General features: G+C 68.0%; 22 protein-coding genes and 1 tRNA gene. 5 read left to right on the top strand and 18 right to left on the bottom strand.

Features of this window, described 5'->3' with window-relative positions:
• Genes ACIQLD_RS02470 through ACIQLD_RS02505 form a run of 8 tightly spaced genes read right to left on the bottom strand, consistent with a single transcriptional unit; the run spans position 1 to position 8,171 of the window.
• Positions 1-2,475, bottom strand: coding sequence for a DEAD/DEAH box helicase (locus ACIQLD_RS02470; RefSeq protein WP_402604604.1), 2,475 nt, complete (start codon positions 2,473-2,475; stop codon positions 1-3).
• Positions 2,472-3,230 (bottom strand): twin-arginine translocase subunit TatC, encoded by a 759-nt coding sequence (gene tatC / locus ACIQLD_RS02475; protein ID WP_402608477.1) that lies wholly within the window; start codon positions 3,228-3,230, stop codon positions 2,472-2,474. Before tatC ends, ACIQLD_RS02470 begins: the two co-directional genes overlap by 4 nt.
• A gap of 57 nt (positions 3,231-3,287) precedes the next feature.
• Positions 3,288-3,524 carry a twin-arginine translocase TatA/TatE family subunit gene (gene tatA, locus ACIQLD_RS02480; RefSeq protein ID WP_402604607.1) on the bottom strand — a complete coding sequence of 79 codons (237 nt, stop codon included), beginning with the start codon at positions 3,522-3,524 and terminating at the stop codon, positions 3,288-3,290.
• Between the two features lie 44 nt (positions 3,525-3,568).
• Positions 3,569-4,552 carry a helix-turn-helix transcriptional regulator gene (locus ACIQLD_RS02485; RefSeq protein WP_402604609.1) on the bottom strand — a complete coding sequence of 328 codons (984 nt, stop codon included), beginning with the start codon at positions 4,550-4,552 and terminating at the stop codon, positions 3,569-3,571.
• Positions 4,549-5,541 carry a helix-turn-helix transcriptional regulator gene (locus tag ACIQLD_RS02490; protein WP_402604611.1) on the bottom strand — a complete coding sequence of 331 codons (993 nt, stop codon included), beginning with the start codon at positions 5,539-5,541 and terminating at the stop codon, positions 4,549-4,551. Before ACIQLD_RS02490 ends, ACIQLD_RS02485 begins: the two co-directional genes overlap by 4 nt.
• Positions 5,541-6,452, bottom strand: coding sequence for a hypothetical protein (locus ACIQLD_RS02495; protein WP_402604613.1), 912 nt, complete (start codon positions 6,450-6,452; stop codon positions 5,541-5,543). The genes ACIQLD_RS02490 and ACIQLD_RS02495 overlap by 1 nt, the downstream gene beginning before the upstream one ends.
• Before the next feature lie 10 nt (positions 6,453-6,462).
• Entirely contained in the window at positions 6,463-7,482 is a 1,020-nt protein-coding gene (locus ACIQLD_RS02500; RefSeq protein WP_402604616.1) for a tRNA (adenine-N1)-methyltransferase, read from the bottom strand.
• A complete protein-coding gene (locus ACIQLD_RS02505; protein ID WP_402604618.1) occupies positions 7,479-8,171 on the bottom strand; it encodes an HAD family hydrolase in 693 nt (230 codons plus the stop codon). Before ACIQLD_RS02505 ends, ACIQLD_RS02500 begins: the two co-directional genes overlap by 4 nt.
• An 81-nt stretch (positions 8,172-8,252) precedes the next feature.
• On the opposite strand from ACIQLD_RS02505, the gene ACIQLD_RS02510 reads away from it, so the two are divergent.
• The gene (locus ACIQLD_RS02510) at positions 8,253-9,101 is read left to right on the top strand and encodes a PAC2 family protein (protein WP_402604620.1); all 849 of its coding nucleotides are present in this window, start codon (positions 8,253-8,255) and stop codon (positions 9,099-9,101) included.
• A 7-nt stretch (positions 9,102-9,108) separates the two neighbouring features.
• On the opposite strand, the gene ACIQLD_RS02515 is transcribed toward ACIQLD_RS02510, so the two are convergent.
• On the bottom strand, positions 9,109-9,933 hold the full coding sequence (locus tag ACIQLD_RS02515) for an undecaprenyl-diphosphate phosphatase (RefSeq protein WP_021200554.1): 825 nt from the start codon (positions 9,931-9,933) through the stop codon (positions 9,109-9,111).
• A gap of 40 nt (positions 9,934-9,973) precedes the next feature.
• Positions 9,974-11,269 (bottom strand): M20/M25/M40 family metallo-hydrolase, encoded by a 1,296-nt coding sequence (locus tag ACIQLD_RS02520; RefSeq protein ID WP_402604623.1) that lies wholly within the window; start codon positions 11,267-11,269, stop codon positions 9,974-9,976.
• A gap of 111 nt (positions 11,270-11,380) precedes the next feature.
• Here ACIQLD_RS02520 and ACIQLD_RS02525 point away from each other — a divergent pair.
• Positions 11,381-11,463: transfer RNA gene (locus ACIQLD_RS02525), tRNA-Leu, on the top strand.
• Positions 11,464-11,583: 120 nt separating this feature from the next.
• Here ACIQLD_RS02525 and ACIQLD_RS02530 read toward each other — a convergent pair.
• Positions 11,584-12,681: a VIT1/CCC1 family protein gene (locus tag ACIQLD_RS02530; protein WP_402604626.1), complete on the bottom strand. Its 1,098-nt coding sequence runs from the start codon at positions 12,679-12,681 to the stop codon at positions 11,584-11,586.
• Between the two features lie 153 nt (positions 12,682-12,834).
• The gene (locus tag ACIQLD_RS02535) at positions 12,835-14,577 is read right to left on the bottom strand and encodes a DEAD/DEAH box helicase (RefSeq protein ID WP_402604628.1); all 1,743 of its coding nucleotides are present in this window, start codon (positions 14,575-14,577) and stop codon (positions 12,835-12,837) included.
• 148 nt (positions 14,578-14,725) lie between these two features.
• Here ACIQLD_RS02535 and ACIQLD_RS02540 point away from each other — a divergent pair, with 148 nt between their 5' ends.
• The gene (locus tag ACIQLD_RS02540; protein ID WP_402604630.1) at positions 14,726-15,568 is read left to right on the top strand and encodes an SGNH/GDSL hydrolase family protein; all 843 of its coding nucleotides are present in this window, start codon (positions 14,726-14,728) and stop codon (positions 15,566-15,568) included.
• Between the two features lie 5 nt (positions 15,569-15,573).
• On the opposite strand, the gene ACIQLD_RS02545 is transcribed toward ACIQLD_RS02540, so the two are convergent.
• Positions 15,574-16,374 (bottom strand): TrmH family RNA methyltransferase, encoded by an 801-nt coding sequence (locus ACIQLD_RS02545; protein ID WP_402604632.1) that lies wholly within the window; start codon positions 16,372-16,374, stop codon positions 15,574-15,576.
• Positions 16,375-16,484: 110 nt separating this feature from the next.
• Here ACIQLD_RS02545 and ACIQLD_RS02550 point away from each other — a divergent pair, with 110 nt between their 5' ends.
• Both ACIQLD_RS02550 and ACIQLD_RS02555 read left to right on the top strand, forming a co-directional pair.
• The gene (locus ACIQLD_RS02550; protein ID WP_402604634.1) at positions 16,485-17,324 is read left to right on the top strand and encodes a Sir2 family NAD-dependent protein deacetylase; all 840 of its coding nucleotides are present in this window, start codon (positions 16,485-16,487) and stop codon (positions 17,322-17,324) included.
• Positions 17,321-17,908, top strand: coding sequence for a histidine phosphatase family protein (locus ACIQLD_RS02555; protein ID WP_402604636.1), 588 nt, complete (start codon positions 17,321-17,323; stop codon positions 17,906-17,908). Before ACIQLD_RS02550 ends, ACIQLD_RS02555 begins: the two co-directional genes overlap by 4 nt.
• Positions 17,909-17,940: 32 nt before the next feature.
• On the opposite strand, the gene ACIQLD_RS02560 is transcribed toward ACIQLD_RS02555, so the two are convergent.
• The 5 genes from ACIQLD_RS02560 to ACIQLD_RS02580 are packed head-to-tail and all read right to left on the bottom strand — an operon-like array spanning position 17,941 to position 23,886.
• Entirely contained in the window at positions 17,941-18,747 is an 807-nt protein-coding gene (locus ACIQLD_RS02560; RefSeq protein ID WP_402604639.1) for an HpcH/HpaI aldolase/citrate lyase family protein, read from the bottom strand.
• Positions 18,744-19,229 (bottom strand): MaoC family dehydratase, encoded by a 486-nt coding sequence (locus ACIQLD_RS02565; RefSeq protein ID WP_402604641.1) that lies wholly within the window; start codon positions 19,227-19,229, stop codon positions 18,744-18,746. The genes ACIQLD_RS02560 and ACIQLD_RS02565 overlap by 4 nt, the downstream gene beginning before the upstream one ends.
• A gap of 9 nt (positions 19,230-19,238) precedes the next feature.
• Entirely contained in the window at positions 19,239-20,387 is a 1,149-nt protein-coding gene (locus tag ACIQLD_RS02570) for an acyl-CoA dehydrogenase family protein (RefSeq protein WP_402604644.1), read from the bottom strand.
• Positions 20,388-20,389: 2 nt separating this feature from the next.
• Positions 20,390-22,321, bottom strand: coding sequence for an acetyl/propionyl/methylcrotonyl-CoA carboxylase subunit alpha (locus ACIQLD_RS02575; RefSeq protein WP_402604647.1), 1,932 nt, complete (start codon positions 22,319-22,321; stop codon positions 20,390-20,392).
• Positions 22,322-22,332: 11 nt separating this feature from the next.
• Positions 22,333-23,886 carry a carboxyl transferase domain-containing protein gene (locus tag ACIQLD_RS02580; protein WP_402604650.1) on the bottom strand — a complete coding sequence of 518 codons (1,554 nt, stop codon included), beginning with the start codon at positions 23,884-23,886 and terminating at the stop codon, positions 22,333-22,335.
• Positions 23,887-23,911 lie beyond the last annotated feature (25 nt).

The following is a 23,911-nucleotide window of genomic DNA, read 5'->3' on the forward strand; positions in this document are numbered from 1 at the left end:
TCACATCGACGAGTAGGCGACGATGCCGCGACGCACGCCGTCGAGCGCGGCTCGAGCCGTACGCGCGAGAGCGGCGTCCTCGGCCACGATCGAGAGTTGATCGAGCAGATCGATCGTCTGCTTCGCCCAGCGCACGAAGTCGCCGGCTGCCATGTCTGCGTCGATCAGCACCCGGTCGAGCATCCCTCCACGTGCCCAGGAATGCATCGCGCCGGCCAGCCCCGCTGCCAGGGGCTCACTTCCGGGAAGGTGATGGTCCTGCTCGAGGTCGTCGAGCTCAGCCCACAGCGTCGTCGTCTTCTCGTACGCTGCACGGAAGGCTCCGCGCGGCAGGCCCCTCTCCCCCGTGTTCGCCTCGTCGCGTCGCGGCTCATACACGAGGCAGCACGCCATGGCGGCGAGAGACGGGGCATCGAGGCCGGCCCAGAGCCCCTGGCGCAAGGACTCCGCGACCAACAGGTCCCGTTCGCCGTAGATACGACGCATGGTGCGACCGGCCTCGGTCAACGCCGGCTCTCCCTCGTCCTCCGTGAGATAGTCGAGGGTCTCGAGAACTTCGACGACGCGGTCGAAGACACGCGCCACGGTTCCGGTGCGCGTCTCGATCTGACGGCGGATGCGGTCCGTCTGACGCTTCAGCTTCCAGTAGCGCTCCGCCCAGCGCGCGTGGGCCTCGCGATCGGGGCAGCGATGGCACGGATGACGTTGCATCTGCGTGCGCAGGGTCTGGATGCGCTTCATGCGCTTGTCGCGCGACGCGCGCGGGGCGTTCGAGTCCTGTCGGTTCTTCTTCTCGAGGTCGCTCAATTCGCGTCGGATCGCTGCGTACTCGGGGAAGTCGCCGTGTTCGCATGCCATCGCGCTCTGATAGCCCGCCAGCGACTCCTCGGCCTCGCGCACCTGGCGTGCCAGACCGACGACGGCGCGGTCGGCCTGGAACTGGGCGAACGACGATTCCAAGATCTGTCGGGCCCTGGGCTTGCCGAACAGGTCGATCAGGTTCACGGCCATGTTGTACGTCGGGCGGAAGCTGGAATTCAACGGATACGTCCGGCGGGAGGCGAGCGCAGCGACCGCCTGCGGATCCATGCCCTCGGTCCACTGCACGACGGCGTGACCCTCGACGTCGATGCCTCGACGCCCTGCGCGCCCGGTGAGCTGGGTGTACTCCCCCGAGGTGATGGCTACCCGGGCCTCGCCGTTGAACTTCTCCATCTTCTCGAGCACGACCGTGCGTGCCGGCATGTTGATCCCGAGCGCGAGCGTCTCGGTGGCGAAGACGACCTTGACGAGCTTGCGCTGATAGAGCTCTTCGACGACCTCTTTGAACGCGGGCAGCAGCCCCGCATGATGCGACGCGACGCCGCGCTCGAGGTTGTCGAGCCATTCCCAGTAGCCGAGGACACCGAGGTCCTCTTCCTGGAGCGTGCGCGTACGCTCTTCGACGATCGCGCGGATCTCTGCACGTTCCTCGTTCGAGGTGAGCCGGATGCCCGAGCGGCGCACCTGTTGCACGGCGGCATCGCAGCCCACCCGACTGAAGATGAAGAAGATCGCCGGCAGCAGATTCGCCCGCTCCAGAAGCCGCACGACATCGGGGCGGTCCATCCGCTCGATCCGGCGGGCATTGGCAGCACGCACCGGTCGGCGCCCACCCCGGGGAGGTCGCTTCGCCTGACGGCCGGCGTGGCGGTCGCTGCGGTAGGCCTGTGCCTGCCGGTTGTTCTCGTAGGTCGTGCTCGTCGAGGAGCGGATCCGCATCAGCTCCTGATTCACCTGCGCCGTGGCCGGACCCGCCCGATCGTCGAACAACGGCAGGAGGTCATCGCGCACCAGTACATGCTGCTCCAGCGGCACGGGGCGGATCTCGGAGACGATCACCTCGGTGTCTCCGCGCACGGTGTCGAGCCAGTCGCCGAACTCCTCCGCGTTCGACACGGTGGCGCTCAACGACACCAGGCGCACGCGGGCGGGGAGATGGATGATGACCTCTTCCCACACAGCGCCGCGGAACCGGTCGGCGAGGTAGTGGACCTCGTCCATGATGACGTAACGCAGGTCGCGGAGCGCCGAGGAGTCGGCGTAGATCATGTTGCGAAGGACCTCGGTGGTCATCACGACGATGCGCGCATTGCCGTTGATGTTCGTGTCGCCCGTGAGGAGTCCCACCTGGTCGGCCCCGTAGACGTCGACCAGTTCTCGGAACTTCTGATTCGAGAGTGCCTTCATCGGCGTCGTGTAGAACGCCTTGTCACTCGAGGTCTGCATGGCGAGGTGGATCGCGAACTCGCCGACGATCGTCTTCCCGGCACCCGTCGGCGCGGCGACCAACACGCTGCGTCCGCTCTCGAGTGCGTGGCAGCCGGCGATCTGGAAGGGATCGAGCTGGAACTTCTGCAGTGCGGCGAAAGCGGTCGACTGCGGGTGCTCCACCGCCTCCTGCGCGCGGGCGTACCTCTCGGAAGGGGAACTCATGCCGGATCCGGCAGAAGCCCTGATGCCTCGTCGCGCTTGCGCTTTCGTCGGTCGAAGATCAGCGAGAGCCCGGCCGCGGCGAAGAAGAGGACGATCAGGATCCCCGCGAGCATCAACATGCTGACGACGTCAGCGGCCGGCGTCGCGAGTGCGGCGAACACCGTGGCGATGATGATGGCGACCCGCCATCCCTTGAGGATCGCGCGGCCGGACATGACGCCCGCGAGGTTGAGCGCGACCAGGAACACGGGAAGCACGAACGAGATGCCGATCACGATCATCAGCTTGAAGATGAAGTCGTAATACTCCTGTGCGGAATAGAGGTTCGTCGCACCGGCGGGCGTGAAGCTCCACATCAACTCGATGATGTGCGGCATGATCATCACGCCGAGGTAGCAGCCGGCGAAGAACAGCGGCACCGCGGCCACGACGAAACCGATCGTGTACCTGACCTCTTTGCGCGTGAGACCGGGCATGATGAACGCCCAGATCTGCCAAAGCCACACCGGAGCCGACAGGAAGATGCCGATGGAGAACGCGATGCGCATGCGCATGTCGAACGCGGCCGTGACCGTTCCGAAGTTGAGCGCGCTGAAGTCGTCTCCACGCTTCTCGGCGATGATGCGCACCGGCTCGGTGATGAAGTTGATGATCGGGTCAGCGATGAGGAAGGCGATGACCATGCCGATCAGCAGGGCGAGCGCTGCGAACATCAGGCGCTTGCGCAGTTCGACGAGATGCGCGCCGAGCGACATCCGTCGATCCCGATCCGCCTTCGGCATCACGGTCGGTTCGATGGCTGCCACGGCCGGTCAGGCGCGGGGCGGAGTCTCAGGTTCGATGCCCGAGTCCTTCACCGTGGTCGGCTCGACGGCAGCGGAGTCGGTGCGAGCAGCGTCGTCGTCCTTCATCGCCTTCATCTCGCCCTTGAACACGCGGGCGGACTGGCCCATGCTCTTCGCGAGAGCCGGCAACTTGGCAGCACCGAACAGGAGGAGGATCACGGCCAGCACGATAAGCAGGTGCCAGCCTTGCATTCCAGCGAACATGTCAGGATTCCCGTCGTCGGTGAGCGTTCGCTCCAGTCTACAGATCAAACCTTTGCTTCGGGTTGGCGATAGAGGGCGAGTCCTGCGGCGGCCCAGTCCCTGGTCGCCGACCGGGCGACACCGGGTTCCAGTACCTCCATCGCTCCGCCGAAGCGGCCCGCGAGACGCTTGATGCCTCGCGGGTCGGCGAGATGCAGGCGGGTGGTGACCGCGCCATCGACCACGTCGGTTTCACCCGTCGGCAGGAATCCGCTCAGGAGCGGAGCGAGTCGCTCGGCCACACGGACCGTGACCTCACGCTCGTCGTCCAGGCCGGCGAACGCCTCGGGAACCTGATCGCCGGCGTGGGTGATCGGGATGTCGGTCAGCGTCGGGGCGCTGACGCGGTCGAGGTGGAATGTGCGCATAGCCTGTCGAAGATGGCACCAGCCCTGCAGGTACCACTGCCCGTTGGTGATCAGGATCTGCATCGGGTCGACCGTGCGCGTCGTCGGGGCGGCATCGGGAGCCTGGTAGGTGAAGGAGATCGCCACCCCTTCATGCAGTCCTCGAGCCACCGCCTCGCGAACCTCGTCGACCGCGCTCGGGGCGACGACGACATCGGCGGGCGCATCCGCCGCGCCCCGTGAGAGCTTGGAGATCAGCCCGGCGACCAGACCCGAATCCGAGACGGCCGGGACCGCAGCGACCATCTGCAGGCCGGCCAGGAGCGCCGCGGCCTCGCGGGCGGTGAAGCGCGGAACGCGACGCAGCGCCACGTCGTTGGTGATCTCGATCACGTCTTCGAGATCGAGCAGGTCCCAGTTGATGTCGAACATCTCCTGGGGCTGCTGCCAGTAGCCCGATTCCCCGGGGAGACCGATGACGGTGAGCTTCTCGACCATGCCCCGCATCTCCTGCGGAGTCACGCCGAACTCTGACGCTGCTTCCTGGAGCGACACCTGACCGTGCTCGAGGAGGTAGGGAACGAGAGTCAGGTAGAGCCGCACACGATCAGCCGCGAGCAGGGGCTTCGACTTCGCACTCATCTCGCCTCCTCGACATCGGCGTGCACGCGCACGACGGCACGGAGCCGTGAGATCACGGCCTCCCGCAGCAGGGCGGGTTCGACCACCCGGACTTCCGGACCATACGAGGCGAGCTCGTCGGCGAGGATGTGCAGGTCGACGAAGGGCACATTGATCCCCTGCGCGGCCGATGTGGCCCGTCGTCCCAAGCGCAGTGCGGCCTCGGTCCCCGGGGTCACTTCCAGGAGGGCGGAGTTCTCGGCTGCGACACGTTCCAACCCGGCGAGGGCTCGATCTCCGGCGCTGTCGCGCAGGGCGGGATCGAAGCTCTGGGGGCTCACGCGCACATCGCCGACGACACGGCTGAGCAGGAAGGTGCGATCCTCTTCCGCGTCGACGTCGACGCCGAAGACATGCCATCGCGCCTCGTAGTCGACCAGCGCCAACGGCCGGATACGCCGACGACGAGGTGCGTCCTCCCCCGGCTTCAAGTAGTCGAACGCCACCACCCTGCTGCGTTCGATGGCATCCTGCAACGGCGAGAACGCCGCATCTCGTGCCGTGATCCGCGGCGCGAAGCCGATGATCGGTTCGTCGCCGTCGATGCCGAGCGCTCGGATCTTCCGGACGCCCGATTGCGCGTCGCCCGAGACCGACTCCGCACTCCAGACGCTACCGGCCAACTGCAGCACGGCCAGCTCGGCGGGCGAGAACTCGATGTCACTCGGGAGATCGTATTCCGCCTGCGGAATGCGATAGCGGGCCTCGCGGAGATCGTTGGGATCGGCGGCGTCCCCGATGGTCTCGATGGGCACTCCGAGCGAGCGCAGCTCGTCCTTGTCGCGCTCGAACATCTTCTCGAGCGCGTCCGAGCGGGTTCCCGCCTCGGCGCGTTGCCGATAGCCGGAGACGTTGTCGAGGATCTGCTGCTTGGTCAACCCGATCTCCGTGGCCATCAACGCCACGACGAGATTCGTCAGGCGCTCCTCCGCGGGGATCCGGGCAGCCATCACGGCGCGGGCGCCGTCACTGCGCCCAGGATGTCGACGACGATCGCGGTCGCGGGAGAGTTCTCGGCCGCGGGGAACACGACGAGGAGCTGAGATCCCACGGTGGCTCCGACGAGCTGGTCGGCGGCCACGCTGACGCTGGCATCCTTGCCCCAGGAGCTCGTGGTGACCTTCTTGTCGTCCCAGCCGACACCCATGACGTTGGAGACGACGATGTCGCCCTTCTTCACCTCCGGGCCGTCGCCCTTGATGAGGGTCTGCGTGGTGATCTCGGTCGGGGCGGGCACATCGGGGATGATGACGCCGGGAGTGCCGTCGGGAGCACGCACGACGGTGGGAAGGCCGCGGGCATCGTTGAACTGGAGCGCACCGGATGCCTTCGACGGCATGACGTCGAGCACATCGATGACCGCGACGATGTTCTCGCCTTTTTCGAGCCCGAACGCCTGGACGTTCTGCGCGCCGAAGTCCTCAGGCGTCAGGACAGCGAGGATGCGGCTGCCTTCCGTGGCGCACTCCAGAACCTCGGACAGGCCGGCGGAACGCTGCGCCCAGTAGTCGATGCTGTGCACGCGACTCTGGTCTCCGTTGAATTCGGACTGGTAGAGCTTCTTGCCGCTGTCGCCGCCGTAGAAGGCGATGTCCATGACCACGGGCTGGAAATCCGAGCCCAGGGCGATCCCGTCGCCGACGGTGACATCCGCGAAGGAGGTCTTGTCGGTCTTGACCGGTCCGAAGACGTCGACGTCCGGAACGGAGCCGAGGTCCCCGCTCACATCGGCGACGTTCAGGATCTTGTCGTTGCCGCCGCGATCGCAGGCGGCGACACCGTCGGATGCGGTCGCGGTGCAGCCTGTCAGGGCGAGGACGGCGAGGCTGAGGGAGGCCAGAACGGCGGTCGTTTTACGCACGCGCTCCAGTCTATTCCGTCACGTGCCCGGAATCGCGCGATGCGGCAGCCAGGCGCGCCCCTTCGGCGGCCTTCTCCGCTTCCCGCGCGCGCTTGCGCAGGTTCTTGTCGCTGATCTCGCGGTCGCCGACGGCGCCGGGGGTCCACGCCTCCACGTCTTCGTCGCCGTAACTGCTCTTGGAAGCCCGCCGCTTCACCGATGGGGCGACGGCGCCCGGCGCGAGTCTGCGCGCGGTGAGAAGGAACCCTGTGTGCGCGACCATGCGATGGTCGGGGCGCACGGCGAGACCCTCGACGTGCCAGCCGCGAACCATGGTCTCGGAGGCATCGGGGTCGGTGAAGAGTCCCGTACCGCGGATGTACTCGGCCACGCGGGAGAGCTGCGTCGCGGTCGCCACGTAGCAGAGCACGACTCCGCCCGGGGTGAGGGCCTCGGCGACGGCATCCATGCATTCCCACGGCGCGAGCATGTCGAGGACCACGCGATCGACCGAGGCCGGAGCGGATTCCTTCGGCAGAGCCTCGACGAGATCACCGACGACCACGCGCCAGGTGTCGGGGTGTTCGCCGAAGAACGTCTCCACGTTGCCACGCGCCACGTCGGCGAAGTCCTCGCGACGCTCGAATGAGATGAGCTTTCCCGCCGGACCCACTGCCCGCAGGAGCGAGAGCGAGAGGGCGCCGGATCCGACGCCGGCCTCGACGACCACCGACCCCGGGAAGATATCGGCCTGCATCACGATCTGAGCCGCGTCCTTGGGGTACACGATCGCTGCGCCGCGCGGCATCGACATCGCGAAGTCCCGCAGCAGGGGACGCAGTGCCAGATAGTCATGGCCAGAGCTGTTCGCGACGACGGAGCCGTCGGGCAGTCCGATCAGATCGCGATGACGGAGCACGCCCTGGTGTGTGTGGAGCTCGCCGTCTTCGCGAAGAGTCACGGTGTGCAGACGGCCTTTCGGTCCCGTCAACTGCACGCGATCGCCGGCGCGGAACGGGCCGCTCGGCCGCGGTACTCGGGAATCGGTCATCGGGTGGCTCCTGTCGCGGCGGTGCTGCTGTCGAAGAGATCGGTGAGGTCGGCGGCGCCTCTGCCGGCGAGCGTCGACCACAGCTCGTGAGCGCCGAGGTGATCCAACGGAACGATGTGCGGAACGGCGAGAGTGAGCGCTCCGGACGCGAGGCCGGCACGGACGCCGGTGGGTGAATCCTCGATGACGATCACCTCGGCGATGTCGACGTCGAGGAGGGCGGCGGCCTGCAGGTACGGCTCCGGGTGCGGCTTGGGGTTGTCGACGTCATCTCCCGCGACGACGATGTCGAACGCCTCGAAGTCGATCAGATCAACCACGTTCAACGCCATCCGACGCAGCGACATCGTCACGAGCCCGGTCGGGATGCCCGCCTCGCGGAGGTCGCGGAGCAGCTCGCGCGCACCGGGGCGGAACGGGACGCCCTGCGTGCGGAGAGACTCCTGCACGACGTCTGTGAGGTGGGAGACAATCGCCTCGGCTTCCATCGCGACACCGGCGTTCTGCAGGATCACGGCGCTGTCGATCAAACCGCTGCCGACGAGCTGCAGAGCATCCTCGTGGGTCCAGGAACCGCCGAACGCTTCGACCAACGCCGTCTCGGCCGCCATCCAATACGGTTCGGTGTCGACGAGTGTTCCGTCCATGTCCCAAAGGACCGCGCTGGGCTTTCTGCTCACTGAACCCATGCTAGCCGTGGTGCCGCCCGCATCCCGCCTTCGCGGACTAGCCTGGAAGGATCACGACCGCGATCTCGAAGGGAGCCCTCGATGGATGTTCTCGGTCCGCGCATCGTCATCGCCGCCTTCGACGGCTGGAACGACGCGGGTGAAGCGGCCAGCAGCGCCATCGAGGCGCTGCGCTCCTCGTCGGAGTACGATCTCGTGCATTCCGTCGACCCCGAGCTGTACTTCGACTACCAGTACACGCGTCCCTCGACGCGGATGGATGCGGAAGGCCGTCGCCAACTGACCTGGCCGGAGGCAGGACTCTGGCGTCCCCGCGATCCCGGCCCCGGCCCCGAGTTCTGGCTGCTCACCGGCGCCGAACCCGCGCGTACCTGGCAGGCCTTCGCCTCCGAGTTCATCGACATCGCCCTGCGCGACGACATCACCGCTCTCGTGACCCTCGGAGCGATGCTGTCCGACGTGCCGCACACGCGGCCCATCTCGATCTTCGCCTCGAGCCAGAACGAGCAGGTGCGCGAGGCGCACGGGCTGGAGCGCTCGCTGTATGAGGGTCCGGTCGGGATCCTCACCGTCTTCGAGCACTTCGCCGAGAACGCCGGCATTCCCACGGCGAGCCTGTGGGCGAGCGTGCCGCACTACGTCGCCAGCGCGACCCCCTCGCCGAAGGTGACGCTCGCGCTCCTCGATCGGCTCGAGGAGCTCACGGGGGTGGACGTCGATCGTACGGCGTTGCGCACGGAGGCCGCGGCGTGGGAGGCGTCGATCGACGCCGCCGCGTCCGAGGACGAGGACATGGCCGAGTACATCCGTCAGCTCGAGCGCACCCGCGACACGTGGGACTCCCCCGAGGCATCTGGCGATGCGATCGCCCAGGCGTTCGAGCGCTATCTGCGCCGCCGGGACGACGGCCCGGGCGACCGCAAGCGCTGAGCGCGGGTCAGGCGGCGATCACGCCAGTGCCGAGCAGGACCAACAGCACGGTGCCCAGCAGGATGCGGTAGATCACGAACGGCAGGAAGCTGCGCTTCGAGATCCAGTTCATGAAGAACGCGATCACGCCCAGTGCCACCACGAAGGCGATTCCGGTCGCGGCGAGGGTGTCGCCGAAGGAGAAGAACGACGGCTCGTCCCAGCTCTTGAACACCTGATAGAACCCGCTGCCGAAGACCGCGGGGATCGCCAACAGGAAGGCGTAGCGCGCCGCAGCCGCACGCTCGTAGCCGAGGAAGAGCCCCATTGTGATGGTGCCGCCCGAGCGGGAGACCCCGGGGATCAGGGCCAGCGCCTGCGCGAATCCGAAGGCGATGCCGTGCGGGTAGGTGAGGTCGTCGAGCTTGCGGCGCTTCGCACCCACGTAGTCGGCGACGCCGAGCAGGATGCCGAAGACGATCAGCATGACGGCGACGATCCACATCGACCGGAGCACGGTCTCGATCTGATCCTGGAACAGGAGTCCGAGGACCACGATCGGGATGCTGCCGATGATGATCAACCAGCCCATCCTGGCGTCCGGATCGTTGCGCGGAGCCTTGCCGACGAGCGACCGGAACCACTGCGTGACGATGCGCACGATGTCACGCCAGAAGAACACCACCACGGCGGCCTCGGTGCCGATCTGGGTGATCGCGGTGAACGCGGCCCCCGGGTCCTCCCCCGAGGGGAGGAACGTTCCGAGGATGCGCAGGTGAGCGCTGGAGGAGATCGGAAGGAACTCGGTGAGTCCCTGGACGATGCCGAGGATCAGTGCTTCGAGCAGGTGCATGGAGAGCTTTCAGTTCAGGGAGGCACGGAGCGCGCGGCGCTCAGTACGTGCGCAGCAGATCGGTCAGCACCCGCTGGCCGAAGACAAGCGATTCTACGGGTACTCGCTCATCGACTCCGTGGAACATACCCGTGAAGTCGAGGTCGGCCGGGAGCTTCAGCGGTGCGAAGCCGTAGCCGGTGATGCCCAGGTACGCCAGAGCCTTGTTGTCGGTGCCGGCGCCGAGCAGGTACGGGATGACCGGTACCCCGGGGTCGTGACGGCCGATGCTGGCGACCATCGCCTCCACCAACTCGCCCTCGAACGGCGTCTCCATTCCGATGTCGCGGACGACCGTCTCGATGACGATCTCGTCGCCGACGATCTGCTGCAACTCGGCGAGGACATCGTCTTCGGTGCCGGGGATCACGCGCACGTCGATGAGCGCCTCGGCGCGCTCGGGGATCACGTTGTGCTTGTAGCCCGCCGTCAACGCCGTCGGGTTCGTCGTCGTACGGAAAGAGGACCGGAGGAAGGCCTCGGCCGGGCCCGCGGCCGAGGCGAGGGCATCGGGATCGTCGACGCTGCGTCCGGTGAGGTCGCTCAGGCCTTCCAGCAGGGCCCTGGTCGTCGATGTCAGTCGGATCGGCCACCGGGTGCGTCCGATCGCCGCCACCGCCTCAGCGAGCTTCGTGACGGCGTTGTCATCGTGTAGACGGCTTCCGTGGCCCGCGCGGCCCTTCGCCACGAGCCGGATCCAGATCAGGGCCTTCTCCCCCACCTGCAGCAGATACGCACGTCGGTCATCGACCGTGATCGAGTAGCCGCCGACTTCGCTGATCGCGGCTGTCGCGCCCTCGAACCACTCCGGGTGGTTCTGCACGACGAGCGCCGACCCCTCGACACCGCCGTTCTCCTCGTCGGCGAAGAACGCCAGCACCAGATCGCGCTCCGGCTGCTCCCCCGCGCGCAGGATCTCGGCGACCGAGGTGAGGATCATCGCATTCATGTTCTTCATGTCGACGGCGCCGCGGCCCCACAGCATTCCATCCTGCACGAGGCCGGCGAACGGGTCGACGCTCCAGTCCTCGGCCATGGCGGGAACGACGTCGAGGTGGCCGTGCACGACGAGGGCCGGCTTGTCCCTGTCGCGCCCGGGCACCCTCGCCATCACATTGGTGCGGCGAGGGATCGGCTCGTAGTACTCGACGTCGAGTCCGAGCTCCTCCAGGTAGGCCCCGACGTACTGCGCGGCCTCACGCTCGCCCTTCGCGTTGCCTCCTCCGAAGTTGGAGGTGTCGAAGCGGATCAGGTCGCTCGCGATGCGGACGACCTCCGCAAGAGTCGGATCGGTCATGGGTCCAGGCTATCGAAAGCGCGCGCCACGCCCGGGCGTGCGCCTCGGTTCGAGAGGCCGCCGGGGACGTGGTAATGTCATTCTTCGGTCGGCAACGATCATCCAAAACCTGCGCGGGTGGCGGAATGGTAGACGCGCTACGTTGAGGTCGTAGTGCCCGTAAGGGCGTGGGGGTTCAAGTCCCCCTCCGCGCACAGGAAGAAGAAGGCCCCGGATCCACTGATCCGGGGCCTTCTTCGTTTGTCGGCGGGCTTCGTCGTCTGCGGCGGATGCGGCAGCGGGTGGAGGCACGCGCGCACCCCCACCCGCGACGATCAGGCTGCGCTGACTCCGAACAGAAGGCCGAGCAGGTACGTGATGGCCGCTGCGCCGAAACCGATGGCGAGCTGACGGAGAGCGCGACGCAGAGGCGGCCCGCCCGAGAGGACACCCACCATCGCACCGGTGCTCAGCAACGCGATGCCGACGAGGACGAGGGCGACGACGACGGCCGTCGTTCCCTGCAGTCCGAAGATCCACGGCAGGACGGGGATGATCGCTCCGGAGGCGAACAGGAGGAAGCTCGAGATCGCGGCGGTCCAATCGTTGCCGACGATCTCGTGGTCGTCGCCGCCCTGGAGATTGACCGGCCCGGTCGCGGTCTGGCGGACACCGGCCTGTGCAGCGGTCACGATGCGTCTGGCGCGTGCCAGTGATTCCTCCTGCTCCATTCCGCGTGCGCGGTAGACGAGTGCGAGCTCGTTCTCGTCGATATCGAGATCGCCGGCGGCCGCATGGGCGTCCTCGTTCGCCTCGGTGGCCGCGAGCAGCTCGCGCTGGGAACGCACCGAGACGAACTCGCCTGCCCCCATCGACAATGCTCCTGCCAGGAGTCCGGCGATGCCGCTGAAGAGCACGAAGCCGGAGCTCACGCCCGTCGCGCCGATACCGAGGACGAGAGCGAGGTTGCTCACGAGACCGTCGTTCGCTCCGAAGACCGCGGCCCGGAAAGAGCCGGAGAGGCGTCTGCGGCCTCGCGCGGCGAGTCCCCGGACGACCTCGTAGTGGACCTTCTCATCGGCCCGCATCGCGGGAGTGGCATACTGCTCCGCGTCGTAGGGCGAGCGAGCCTCGGCGCTCTGGGCGAGGGCGAGGACGAAGATGGACCCGAAGCGACCGGCCATCCAGCCGAGGAGACGCGAGCGCACCCCGGCTCGGGGAAGTCGCTTCGGCTCCGCGCCGAGGAGATCGAGCCAGTGCTGCTCATGGCGGCGTTCGGCTTCGGCGAGACTGAGCAGGATGTCGCGCTCCTCGCCTTCTCGGCGCGCGGCGAGCTTCTGATAGACGGCGCCCTCGGCACGCTCCTCGACGAGATAGCGCGCCCAGCGCCGGCGATCGGCGGGCGTCGGGTCGACTGCAGCGGGGGCTGTCATGGATCCTCCAGAAGTGACGGTGCCCGTGCGCGGGCAACCGTTCAACGCTAGCTCCGAAGGATCGCAGGGACCCTGCTCAGACGCGGATTGACAGCATTTCGGGGATCCGAAGCACGATGCTCTATGGGTGCGGAGACACCGCCGACAACATCGTCACGAACGCACGCGCTTGCGGAGAACCTCGATGCGCGACTGCAGCTGGGTGACGGTGGCCTGCGCGACCGCGGGCCCGCCGCAGATCCGCCTCAGCTCGGCATGCACCGCGCCGTGGGGCTCGCCCTTCTGCCGTGCGTAGAGGCCGACGAGGCTGTTCAGAAGCTGTCGCTGCTCCTTGAGGGTGCGGTGCAGGGGTGCGGGCAGCGTCGTCGTGTCTGTCGGCTCCGCCGAGGCTTCCCGTGCCTCGCGTAGACGTGACTGGCGGGACTGGCGCTGCATGAGCAGTTCGTGGACGTGCTCGGGCTCGAGAAGACCGGGGAACCCGATGAACTCCTCTTCTTCCGGTGTGCCGGGTTCTGCGAGCTGCCCGAACTCCTGCCCCTCGAACACCACCCTGTCGAAGTGCGCGACGGACGAGAGCGCCTGATAGCTGAACTCCTGGGTCAGCGCGTCGGAGGTCTCCTCCTCGCGATTCGCGCTCTCGAGCAGCGAGTCCTCCAGGCCGTCGTCTTCCTTCGACTGGCGGTCGAGTGCGTGGTCGCGCTGCTTGTCCATCTCGTTCGCGAGGCCCATGAGCACGGGGACCTGCGGAAGGAACACGCTGGCTGCCTCGCCACGGCGTCGGGCTCGCACGAATCGCCCGATGGCCTGCGCGAAGAACAGCGGAGTCGATGACGAGGTCGCGTACACACCGACGGCGAGGCGCGGAACGTCCACACCCTCCGACACCATGCGCACAGCCACCATCCAGCGGGAGTCGTTCGCGCTGAACTTCTCGATGCGTTCCGAGGCGGTCGCATCGTCTGAGAGTACGACCGTCGCCTGCTGCCCCGTGATGCTGTGCAGGATCTTGGCGTACGCGCGTGCGACGGTCTGATCGGTCGCCAACACGAGACCGCCGGCATCGGGGACGTGGTGGCGGATCTCGGTGAGGCGCCGGTCCGCAGCCGACAGCACGGCCGGCATCCAGTCACCCTCGGGATCGAGTGCGGTGCGCCAGGCCTGCGACGTCACATCCTTCGTGTTGTCCTGACCCAGGTGCGTCTCGAGCTCGTCGCCCGTGGTGGTGCGCCAGCGCATCTTGCCGGCGTACATGTGGAACAGGACGGGGCGGACGACGCCGTCGGCCAGCGCACGGCCGTAGCCGTAGTTGTAGTCGGTGCGGGAGATCCGTGCACCGGATTCGTCGGGGTGGTACTCGACGAAAGGGATCGGAGCCGTGTCGCTGCGGAACGGCGTGCCGGAGAGCAGGAGGCGCCGCTTGGCGGGACCGTAGGCATCGCGAATGGCGTCGCCCCAGCTGAGCGCATCGCCACCGTGGTGGACTTCGTCGAGGATCACCAGCGTCTTCGCGTCTTCGGTGAGATGCCGGTGCACCGACGACTTCGCCGCGACCTGCGCGTACGTCACGACAGCGCCGTGGTAGTGCCGCGCCGGCGCCCAGTCGCTGTTGCGGAAACGGGGGTCGAGACGGATGTGCACGCGGGCGGCCGCATCGGCCCATTGCGTCTTGAGATGCTCGGTCGGCGCCACCACGATGATGCGGTTGACCTCGCCCATGCGCATGAGCTCGACCGCGAGGGTGAGGGCGAAGGTGGTCTTTCCCGCGCCCGGGGTGGCGGCCACGAGGAAGTCGCGCTGATCCGCTGCGAAGTACTGTTCGAGGGCCTCCTGCTGCCAGGCGCGCAGCTTGTTCGCGGTTCCCCAAGGGGCACGCTGAGGAAAGGACGGAGAGAGCATCGAGTCCACGATAATCGCTGCCGGGGACACCGGATCACTCGCCGCGGTTCCCGCGCGTGCCCCTCCCCCGCACGCATGCGTGCGGGTAGGCTCTGACACTGCGCCGCGGGTCACCACCGCGCGCACGACGTTCGCGAAGGAGAGCTGGATGACCGACCAGGATTCGACTCGGACCCCCTACGTGCCGAACGAGAGCGCACACCCGTGGCGACGTTTCGTCGCGGTCGGCGATTCGTTCACGGAGGGCATCGGCGACCCGGATCCCGCCCATCCGGGCAGCCATCGCGGTTGGGCCGATCGCGTGGCCGAGGTTCTCGCCGCACAGGTCGACGACTTCGCCTACGCCAACCTCGCGGTGCGTGGAAAGCTGATCGCTCAGATCGTCGCCGACCAGATCGAGCCCGCCGTCGCGCTGCGCCCCGACCTGGTGTCGATCTGCGCCGGCGGCAACGACGTGATCCGCCCCGGCACCGACCCAGACGCCATCGCGAGCCAGCTCGAAGACGCCGTGGCCCGCCTGGCATCGACCGGAGCGGCCGTGTTGCTCTTCACCGGCATCGACACGGGCTTCACCCCGGTGTTCCGCGCATTCCGCGGGAAGGTCGCCATCTACAACGAGAACGTCCGTGCCATCGCCGAACGGCACGACTGCATCGTCGCCGATCAGTGGGCGCTCAAGGTCGTGCAGGACATGCGCTTCTTCGACGACGACCGCCTGCACTACAACGCGCTCGGGCACCACGAAGTGGCCCGCATGGCGTTGCGCGCTCTGAACGTGCCGAACGATCTCGAGGCCATGCAGCCCGAACCGTTCCCGTTGCGGACGTGGCGCGAGGCGCGGGCGGAGGATCTCGGCTGGGCGCGTGAACACCTGGTGCCGTGGGTGCTCCGGCGGCTGCGGCACCAATCATCCGGCGACAACCTCGCAGCGAAGCGTCCGGAGCCCTCGCCGGTGTTCCTTTCCGAGCAGAGCCTTCCCGAGAAGGACTGAGCGGGTCAGGCCTTCATCGCCCAGAGTGCGACCGCGGCGGCCGACGCCACGTTGAGCGAGTCCACCCCGCCGGACATCGGGATGGTGACGACGGTGTCCGCACCGTCCATCGCCTCCCGCGAGAGGCCGTCGCCCTCCGAACCCATGACCAGGGCGACGCGGGCCGGACGATCGGCGGCGTAGGCGTCGAGCGTCACTGCGTCGTCACGCAGCGCCAGCGCCGCGATGTCGAAACCCGCGGCGTGAAGGTCCGCGATGGCGGAATCCCAGTCGGGGATACGTGTCCACGGCACCTGGAACACGGTCCCCATGCTGACGCGCACGCTGCGACGATAGAGAGGGTCCGCTCCCCCCGGCGACACCAGCACCGCATCGGCGCCGAGCCCGGCAGCCGCGCGGAATGCCGCGCCGACGTTGGTGTGATCGCCGAGGTTCTCGAGGATCAGGACCAGGGATGCGCCCTCGATGACATCGCGTACCGACGGCAACTCCGGGCGATGCATGGATGCGATCGTCCCCCGGTGCACGGCGAAGCCCGTCACGTCTTCCGCGATCTCATCCGGGACGACGTACACCGGGATGTCGAAGTCGCCCACGATCTTCCGGATGTCCTCGACCCGACGCTCCTGCACCAGGACGGAGCGCGGACGATGGCCGGCCGCCACCGCACGGGCGATCACCTTCGTCGACTCTGCGATGTACAGACCGCCCGCCGGTTCGGACAGAGCGCGAAGGGCGGTATCGGTGAGTCCGCGGTAGTCGTCGAGGCGTCGGTCGTCGGCTTCGGTCACAGGCAGCAGTTCCACAGGTCCACTCTGCCATCGCCCGCGGATCGCATCGCACCGAGTCCCCCCGGCGACACCGTCGAGGAGAGCGCCCCTCGTCCCCGCACCGTAGACTCGCTCGAGGAGGTCCTGTGAGCGTGTCGAATCCCGCCGAGCTGTCGGCCACCGTCGCCCACGCCGCCGAGCTGTTGCGCGAGAAGCGCATCGCACTCCTCACCGGTGCCGGCATCTCGACCGATTCCGGCATCCCCGCCTATCGCGGCGAAGGTGCCAGGACCCGCAGCGACCCGATGACGATACAGACGTACCTGGGCGATGAGGCCGCGCGCAGACGGTACTGGGTCGGAGGTCACCTCGGCTGGCGCGCCTTCGCCAGTGCCGAGCCGAACGCGGGACATATCGCGCTGGCACAGCTCGAAGCGGCCGGCACGGTGTCCGGAGTGATCACGCAGAACGTCGACGGCCTGCATCTGCGAGCCGGGAGCTCGCACGTGATCGAGGTGCACGGAACCATGCGTCGCGTGCTGTGTCTCCGGTGCGGCCAGGTGTTCGACCGTCGCGACGTGGCCGTGCAGATCGAGGAGCTCAATCCGTGGATCACGGTGCCGGAGAACGTCGCTCTCGCGCCCGACGGCGACGTTCTCCCCGAGAGCACCGAGGGGTTCATCGTTCCCGCGTGCACGGTCTGCGGAGGCATGCTCAAGCCCGATGTCGTCTTCTTCGGCGAGTACGTGCCGCAGGACCGCTTCCGCGCTGCCGAGTCGCTGCTGCGCTCCAGCAGTGCGCTGATCGTCGCCGGCTCGTCGCTGGTCGTGAACTCCGGTGTGCGCCTGGTCGAGCGTGCCCGCCGCCGCAACATCCCGCTGATCATCGTCAACCGTGAGCCGACGCGCGCGGATGCCTGGGCGCATGTCACCATCGCCGCCGGCACCAGCGACGTGCTCCCCGCACTCCAGGAACTCCTCTCGTGACCCATCTCACCCTCGTCCGCCACGGTCAGACCGACTGGAACCTCGCCAAGCGCATCCAGGGCTCCACCGACATCCCACTGAACGAGACCGGCCGTGAAGACGCCCGGTGGGCGGCGGAGAAGCTCGCCGCCGGTACCCATCATGCCGTCTACACCAGCCCGCTGCTGCGGGCGAAGGAGACCGCGGAGATCATCGCGGATCGGCTGGGGCTGGAGGTCGCCGGAGTCGTCCCCGACATCCGGGAGCGCGAATTCGGCGAGGGCGAGGGCATGCTCGTTCCGGACTACATCAGGACCTACGGGGATTGGCATGCGGAGGTCCCCGGCGCCGAGTCCCTGCACGAGGTCGGGGAACGCGCGATCGCGGCGCTGCACGCGATCGCACGCGAGGCACGTCGACGGTCGACCCCTCGGGCGGAGTCGGTCATCGTCGTCGCCCACGGTGGAGTGATCCGCGCCGTGATCGACCACGTCTCGGGCGGCACGCTCCCCCGGGAGGGGGAAGTCCTGCAGAACGGCTCGGCGCATCGCTTCGTCGCAGCCCCCGGATATCTTCGGCTGCTCGAGGAGTCTCCGGTCCTCTGATCAGATGCTTCTCTGATCAGCGGAGGCGGTGGTCAGCCGGCGCGGGAGACGACCGAACGCGCGTGCCGGAGCACCGGTTCGTCGACCATGCGCCCCTGGAAGCGGAACACACCACGTTCGGTTTCTGCTGCGATGAGGACGGCTCGGGCCCAGGCAACGGTCTCGTCGTCCGGCCGGTAGGCCGCTCGGATCGCCGCTACCTGGCTCGGATGGATGCACGCCGTCGCGCGGAAGCCCGATGCCGCGGCATCCGTGGCCTCGCGCTCGAGCCCTTCGGCGTCTTCGAGGTCGATGTGCACCGCATCGATGGCGGCTTTCCCGTGCGCTCCCGCCTCGAGGAGGATGCGCGCGCGGGCGTAGCGGGCGATGTCGCGATAGACGCCCTCGGCATTCCGCGACGCGGTGCCTCCGAGTGAGGCCACGAGGTCTTCGGCCCCCCACATCATCGCGGAGACCCGTGGGTGCGCGGCGATGCGGTCTGCCGCGTGCACGCCGACGGCGGTCTCGCACAGGGCGATCAGCGAGTACCGCTCATCGAACGCCGACAGGCTCTCCACGCTCTCGGTCTTGGCCACCATGACCGTGCGGAACTCCGTCTGCGCCAGTACCGCGAGGTCGGCCGCGAAGGCTTCGCTGTCCAGGGCGTTCACACGCACGATCACGCGGGCGGGGTCGAGATCGGCCTCGACGATGTTCCGGCGCGCAGCATCCTTCGCCTCAGGGAGCACTGCATCCTCGAGATCGAGGATGATCGCATCCGCGCGCTCGACGGCCTTCCGGAAGCGCTCGGGGCGATCGGCAGGGCAGAACAGCAGAGCCGGCCCGAGGTCGAAGGTCATGCGGATCCTTCCGGGTTGCAGTGCACGAGCACCGAGCGCACGGCGGTGGCGACGACCGTCCCGTCCTGGTTGCGTCCGGTGTGCGCGATCTTCACGATTCCCTGCCCCGGTCGGGACGAGGAGAGCCGCTTCTCCACGATGACGCTCTCGGTGTAGAGCGTGTCACCGGCGAACAGCGGATGAGGGAAGGTCACGTCGCCGAAACCGAGCTGTGCCACGAGCGTCCCCTGCGTCAACTGCGCGACCGATGAGCCCACCATCGTCGACAGCGTCCACATCGAGTTCATCAGTCGCGCGCGGAACGGATCCTGAGCGTCGGCGAACGCGGCGTCGAGGTGCAGCGCCTGGGTGTTCATGGTCAGCGTCGTGAACAGTACGTTGTCGGCCTCGGTCGCCGTGCGTCCGGGGCGATGCAGGTAGCGGGCATCGACCGCGAACTCCTCGTAGTACAGCCCCCGCTGGAGGATGTCGTGCGTCGTCATATCGCCACGCTACCCGGCGAGTCCCAGACCGCGCGCGATGACGAGGAGCTGCACCTCGGTGGTCCCCTCGCCGATCTCGAGGATCTTGGAGTCGCGGTAGTGGCGTCCGACGGGGAACTCGTTCATGAAGCCGTTTCCTCCGAAGATCTGCGTCGCATCCCTGGCGTTGTCCATCGCGGCCTCTCCTCCGACGAGCTTCGCGATGGCAGCTGCCTCGGCGAACGGCTTGCCCGCATCCCGCAGCCGCGCCGCGTGACGCCAGGCGAGCCGGGCGGTGTGCACCCGAGCGCGCATTCGCGCCAAGGTGAATTGGGCGTTCTGGCGGGTGCTCAAGGCGGCACCGAAGATCGTGCGGCTCTTCGCGTAGTCCACGGCCGCCTCCAGGCAGCCCTCCGCCGCACCCGTCGAGAGAGCCGCGATCGCGATGCGGCCTTCGTCGAGGATGCTCAGGAAGCTGCGGAAGCCGCTCCCCCGTGCACCCAGCAGGTTCGAGGCGGGCACCCGCGCCCCGTCTAAGGTCAGCGGATGCGTGTCGGAGGCGTTCCACCCCACCTTGTCGTAGGGGGCCTCGACCGTGAACCCCGGGGTGCCGTTGGGGACGATGATCGTGGAGATCTCCTTGCGCCCGTTCTCGTTCCCCGTGACGGCCGTGACGGTGACGAAGCGCGTGATCGGGGTGCCAGAGTTGGTGATGAACTGCTTGGAGCCGTCGATCACCCATTCGTCGCCGTCGAGTCGGGCGGTGGTCCTGGTCGCGCCGGCGTCGCTGCCCGCCTCCGGTTCGGTGAGCCCGAAGCCCGCCAGCGCCCGTCCGGCGAGCAGATCGGGCAGCAGCTCCCGGCGCTGCTCCTCGGTGCCGAAACGGAAGATCGGCATCGCCCCGAGACTGACCCCCGCTTCGAGCGTGATCGCGATGGACTGATCCACGCGGCCGAGTGCCTCGATCGCGATGCCGAGCGCCATGTAGTCGCCGCCCTGGCCGCCGTACTCCTCGGGGAACGGCAGACCGAACAGTCCGAGATCGCCCATCTGCGCCACGACGTCCATCGACAGCGTATGCGTGCGGTCGGCCTCGTAGGCCTGTGGCGCGACGACGCTGTCCGCGAACTCCCGCACCATGGCGGCGAGCTCGCGCTCCTCCTCGGACAGATCTTCCATGTTCAACTCTCCTCCGTCGTCACACGGGCGACCGGTTGGTCGCGCCGCACCTGATCGCCAACCGCGACCAGCAGGTGCACCACACCGTCGTGCGGTGCGAGCACCGGATGCTCCATCTTCATCGCCTCGATCGAGACGAGCGGGTCGCCGGCGGACACCCTCTCGCCGTCGGCGACGTGGACCGCCACGACGCTGCCCGGCATCGGGGCCCGGCCTTCCGGCTCCGTCGCCGCAGATCCCGCCTCGCGAGCGGACAGCCGACGCCGCATCCGCTGCTTCCTGTCGAGGGGACGCAGGCGGACGGTGCGTCCGTCCTCGACCACCCAGACCGCGCCGTCGCCGTCGACGGCGGCACGCACGGATGCTCGAGATCGTGCGTTCGCGTCGTCGTGGAGTTCGACCTCTTCGTCGTCGTCCGTGAGCGCCACGAACGGTGCATCCACCGCGTCCTCGGCCCCCAGGCGCCAACCAGGAAGTTCTCGCCACAGCGGGCTGGTCCGCACCGGCTCGCGGAGCTCTGAGACCGCATCCTTCGCGGCCGCGAGCTGCGCGGTCGACGGCGTCTGTGCGTCGAGGGGAAGCAGGGTCTCGATGAGCCCCGTGTTGAGATCACCCGCGATCACGCGCGCGTCCTGGCAGAGGGTCCGCAGGAACGCGATGTTCGTCTCGACGCCCAGCACGACCGTGCGCGCGAGTGCCTCGTCGAGCCGCGAGAGGGCCGTGGCGCGGTCGTCCGCGAACGCGATCACCTTCGCGATCATCGGATCATAGAAGCCGGTCACCTCGCTTCCGGTCTCGATCGCCGCGTCGACCCGGACACCGATGGGGGGCTCGAACAGAAGCACCTTCCCCGTGGAGGGGAGGAAGCCGCGCCCGGGTGACTCCGCATACACGCGTGCTTCGACCGCGTGACCGCGCAGACGGGGCGTGACATCGAGCGCAAGCCCGTCGGCCGCGCGGAGCTGAAGAGCGACGAGGTCGAGTCCGGTGACCTCCTCAGTGACCGGATGCTCCACCTGAAGACGGGTGTTCATCTCGATGAAGAACACCTCTTCCGGCTCATCGGCGTCGATGAGGAACTCGACCGTGCCGGCCCCGACGTACTCGACGCTCTCGGCCGCGAGGACAGCCGCCGCGAGCAGCCGTTCCCGGGTGTGCGCGGGGATCCCTGCCGACGGCGCCTCCTCGATGACCTTCTGGTGTCGTCGCTGCAGCGTGCACTCCCGCTCGCCGAGAGCGATGACAGTGCCCTGCACGTCTCCGAAGACCTGCACCTCGATGTGCCGCGGGCGTCTGATCAGGCGTTCGAGGATGAGCGAGTCGTCCCCGAACGCCGCGGCAGCCACTCGTCGGGCCGAAGCGAGCGCAGAGCGCAGCCCCGTGGAGTCGGCGACGACCTCCATTCCCTTCCCGCCGCCGCCGGCGCTGGGCTTGACGAGCAGCGGATAGCCGACGTTCTGAGCCTCCTCGGCGATCTCGAGGTCGGACAGGCCCTTGGCGTCGAAACCGGGGACGACCGGAACACCGTGGCGCAGCACATGCTCGCGAGCGCGTGCCTTGTCGCCCATGATCTGCAAGGACTTCACCGAGGGCCCGATGAAGACGATGCCGCTCTCGGCGCAGGCCTCGGCGAGTCCGACGCTCTCGGAGAGGAATCCGTAACCCGGGTGGATGGCTTGCGCGCCGGTGCGGCGCGCCGCCGCGATGACGGCATCGATGTCGAGGTAGGACTGCGCGGCCGGAGCCGGCCCGATCCTCACGGCGGCATCGGCTTCTCGCACGTGGGGTGCCGCGGCATCGGCGTCGCTGTAGACGGCGACGCTGCGGATGCCGAGAGCCCGGAGGGTGCGGATCACCCTCCGGGCGATCTCTCCCCGATTGGCGACGAGAACGGTGTGGAACGAAACGGTGTTCGACGACGGCGTCGTGGTCATGGACAAGACACTCACATCCGGAAGACGCCGAAGCGTGGCTCGGGCAGCGGGCTGCGGGAGATGACATCGAGGGAGAGCCCCAGGAGGTCGCGGGTCTGTGCCGGGTCGACGATCCCGTCGTCCCACAGGCGGGCCGTGGCGTAGTAGGGCTCGCCCTGGTGCTCGTACTGCTCGCGGATCGGCGTCTCGAACGCCGCACGGTCCTCGCCGCTCCAGGAGTCGCCTCGCGCGGTCAGCTGATCCTCTTTGACGGTGGCCAGCACCGACGCCGCCTGCGCGCCGCCCATCACGGAGATGCGGCTCGCCGGCCAGGTCCACAGGAATCGGGGCGAGTAGGCGCGGCCGCACATGGAGTAGTTGCCTGCCCCGAACGAGCCTCCGATGATGACCGTGAGCTTCGGCACTCGCGTGCTCGCGACCGCCGTGACCATCTTCGCGCCGTCCTTCGCGATGCCTCCGGCCTCGGCGTCGGAGCCGACCATGAATCCCGTGATGTTCTGCAGGAACAACAGCGGGATACCGCGTTGGTCGCACAGCTCGATGAAGTGGGCGCCCTTGAGCGCGGACTCGCTGAACAGCACGCCGTTGTTCGCGACGATACCGACGGGATGCCCGTGGAGTCGGGCGAAGCCGGTGACCAGGGTCGTGCCGTACTCGGGCTTGAACTCGAGGAAGGTGTCGCCGTCGACGAGGCGCGAGATGACCTCGTGCACGTCGTACGCGGCGTTGACATCGACGGGAACCGCGTCGTACAGGCTGGATGGCTCTGACGGCGGGCGGCTGCTCACCACGTCCCAGGCAGGAGCCGCGGGAGGGGGAAGCGTGGCGACGATGTCGCGCAGGATCTCGAGGGCATGCTCGTCATCTTCCGCGAGGTGGTCGACCACGCCGCTGCGTCGTGCATGCAGCTCTCCCCCGCCCAGCTCCTCAGCGGTCACGACCTCTCCGATCGCGGCTTTCACGAGGGGCGGCCCCCCGAGGAAGATCGTCCCCTGGCCGCGCACGATGACGCTCTCGTCACTCATGGCGGGGACATACGCGCCGCCCGCTGTGCACGACCCGAGCACCGCGGCGAGCTGAGGAATTCCCTCGGCCGACATTCGCGCCTGGTTGAAGAAGATCCGGCCGAAGTGCTCCCGATCCGGGAAGACCTCGTCCTGCTTCGGGAGGAAGGCACCTCCGGAGTCGACGAGGTATAGGCAGGGCAGGCGATTCTCGAGGGCGATCTCCTGCGCACGCAGATGCTTCTTGACCGTGAGGGGGTAGTAGGTGCCACCCTTCACCGTCGCGTCGTTGCAGACCACCATGACGTGGCGACCGTGGACGAGTCCGATCCCGGCGATCACCCCGGCACCGGGCGCCTCGCCCCCGTACAGGCCGTCGGCCGCGAGGGGGGCGACTTCCAGGAACGGGCTGCCCTCATCGAGCACCCGAGCGACGCGGTCTCGCGGGAGCAATTTGCCGCGCGCGACGTGGCGCTCTCGTGACGCCTCCGGTCCGCCGCGCGCCGCGGTCGCGAGGCGGTCTCGCAGGTCTTGCGCGAGAGACTCCTGGGTTGCCGGCATCGTGACGTCCTCCTCGACCCACGTC

The sequence above is a fragment of the Microbacterium sp. NPDC091662 genome (assembly GCF_044756705.1).
Taxonomy (GTDB): Bacteria; Actinomycetota; Actinomycetes; order Actinomycetales; family Microbacteriaceae; genus Microbacterium.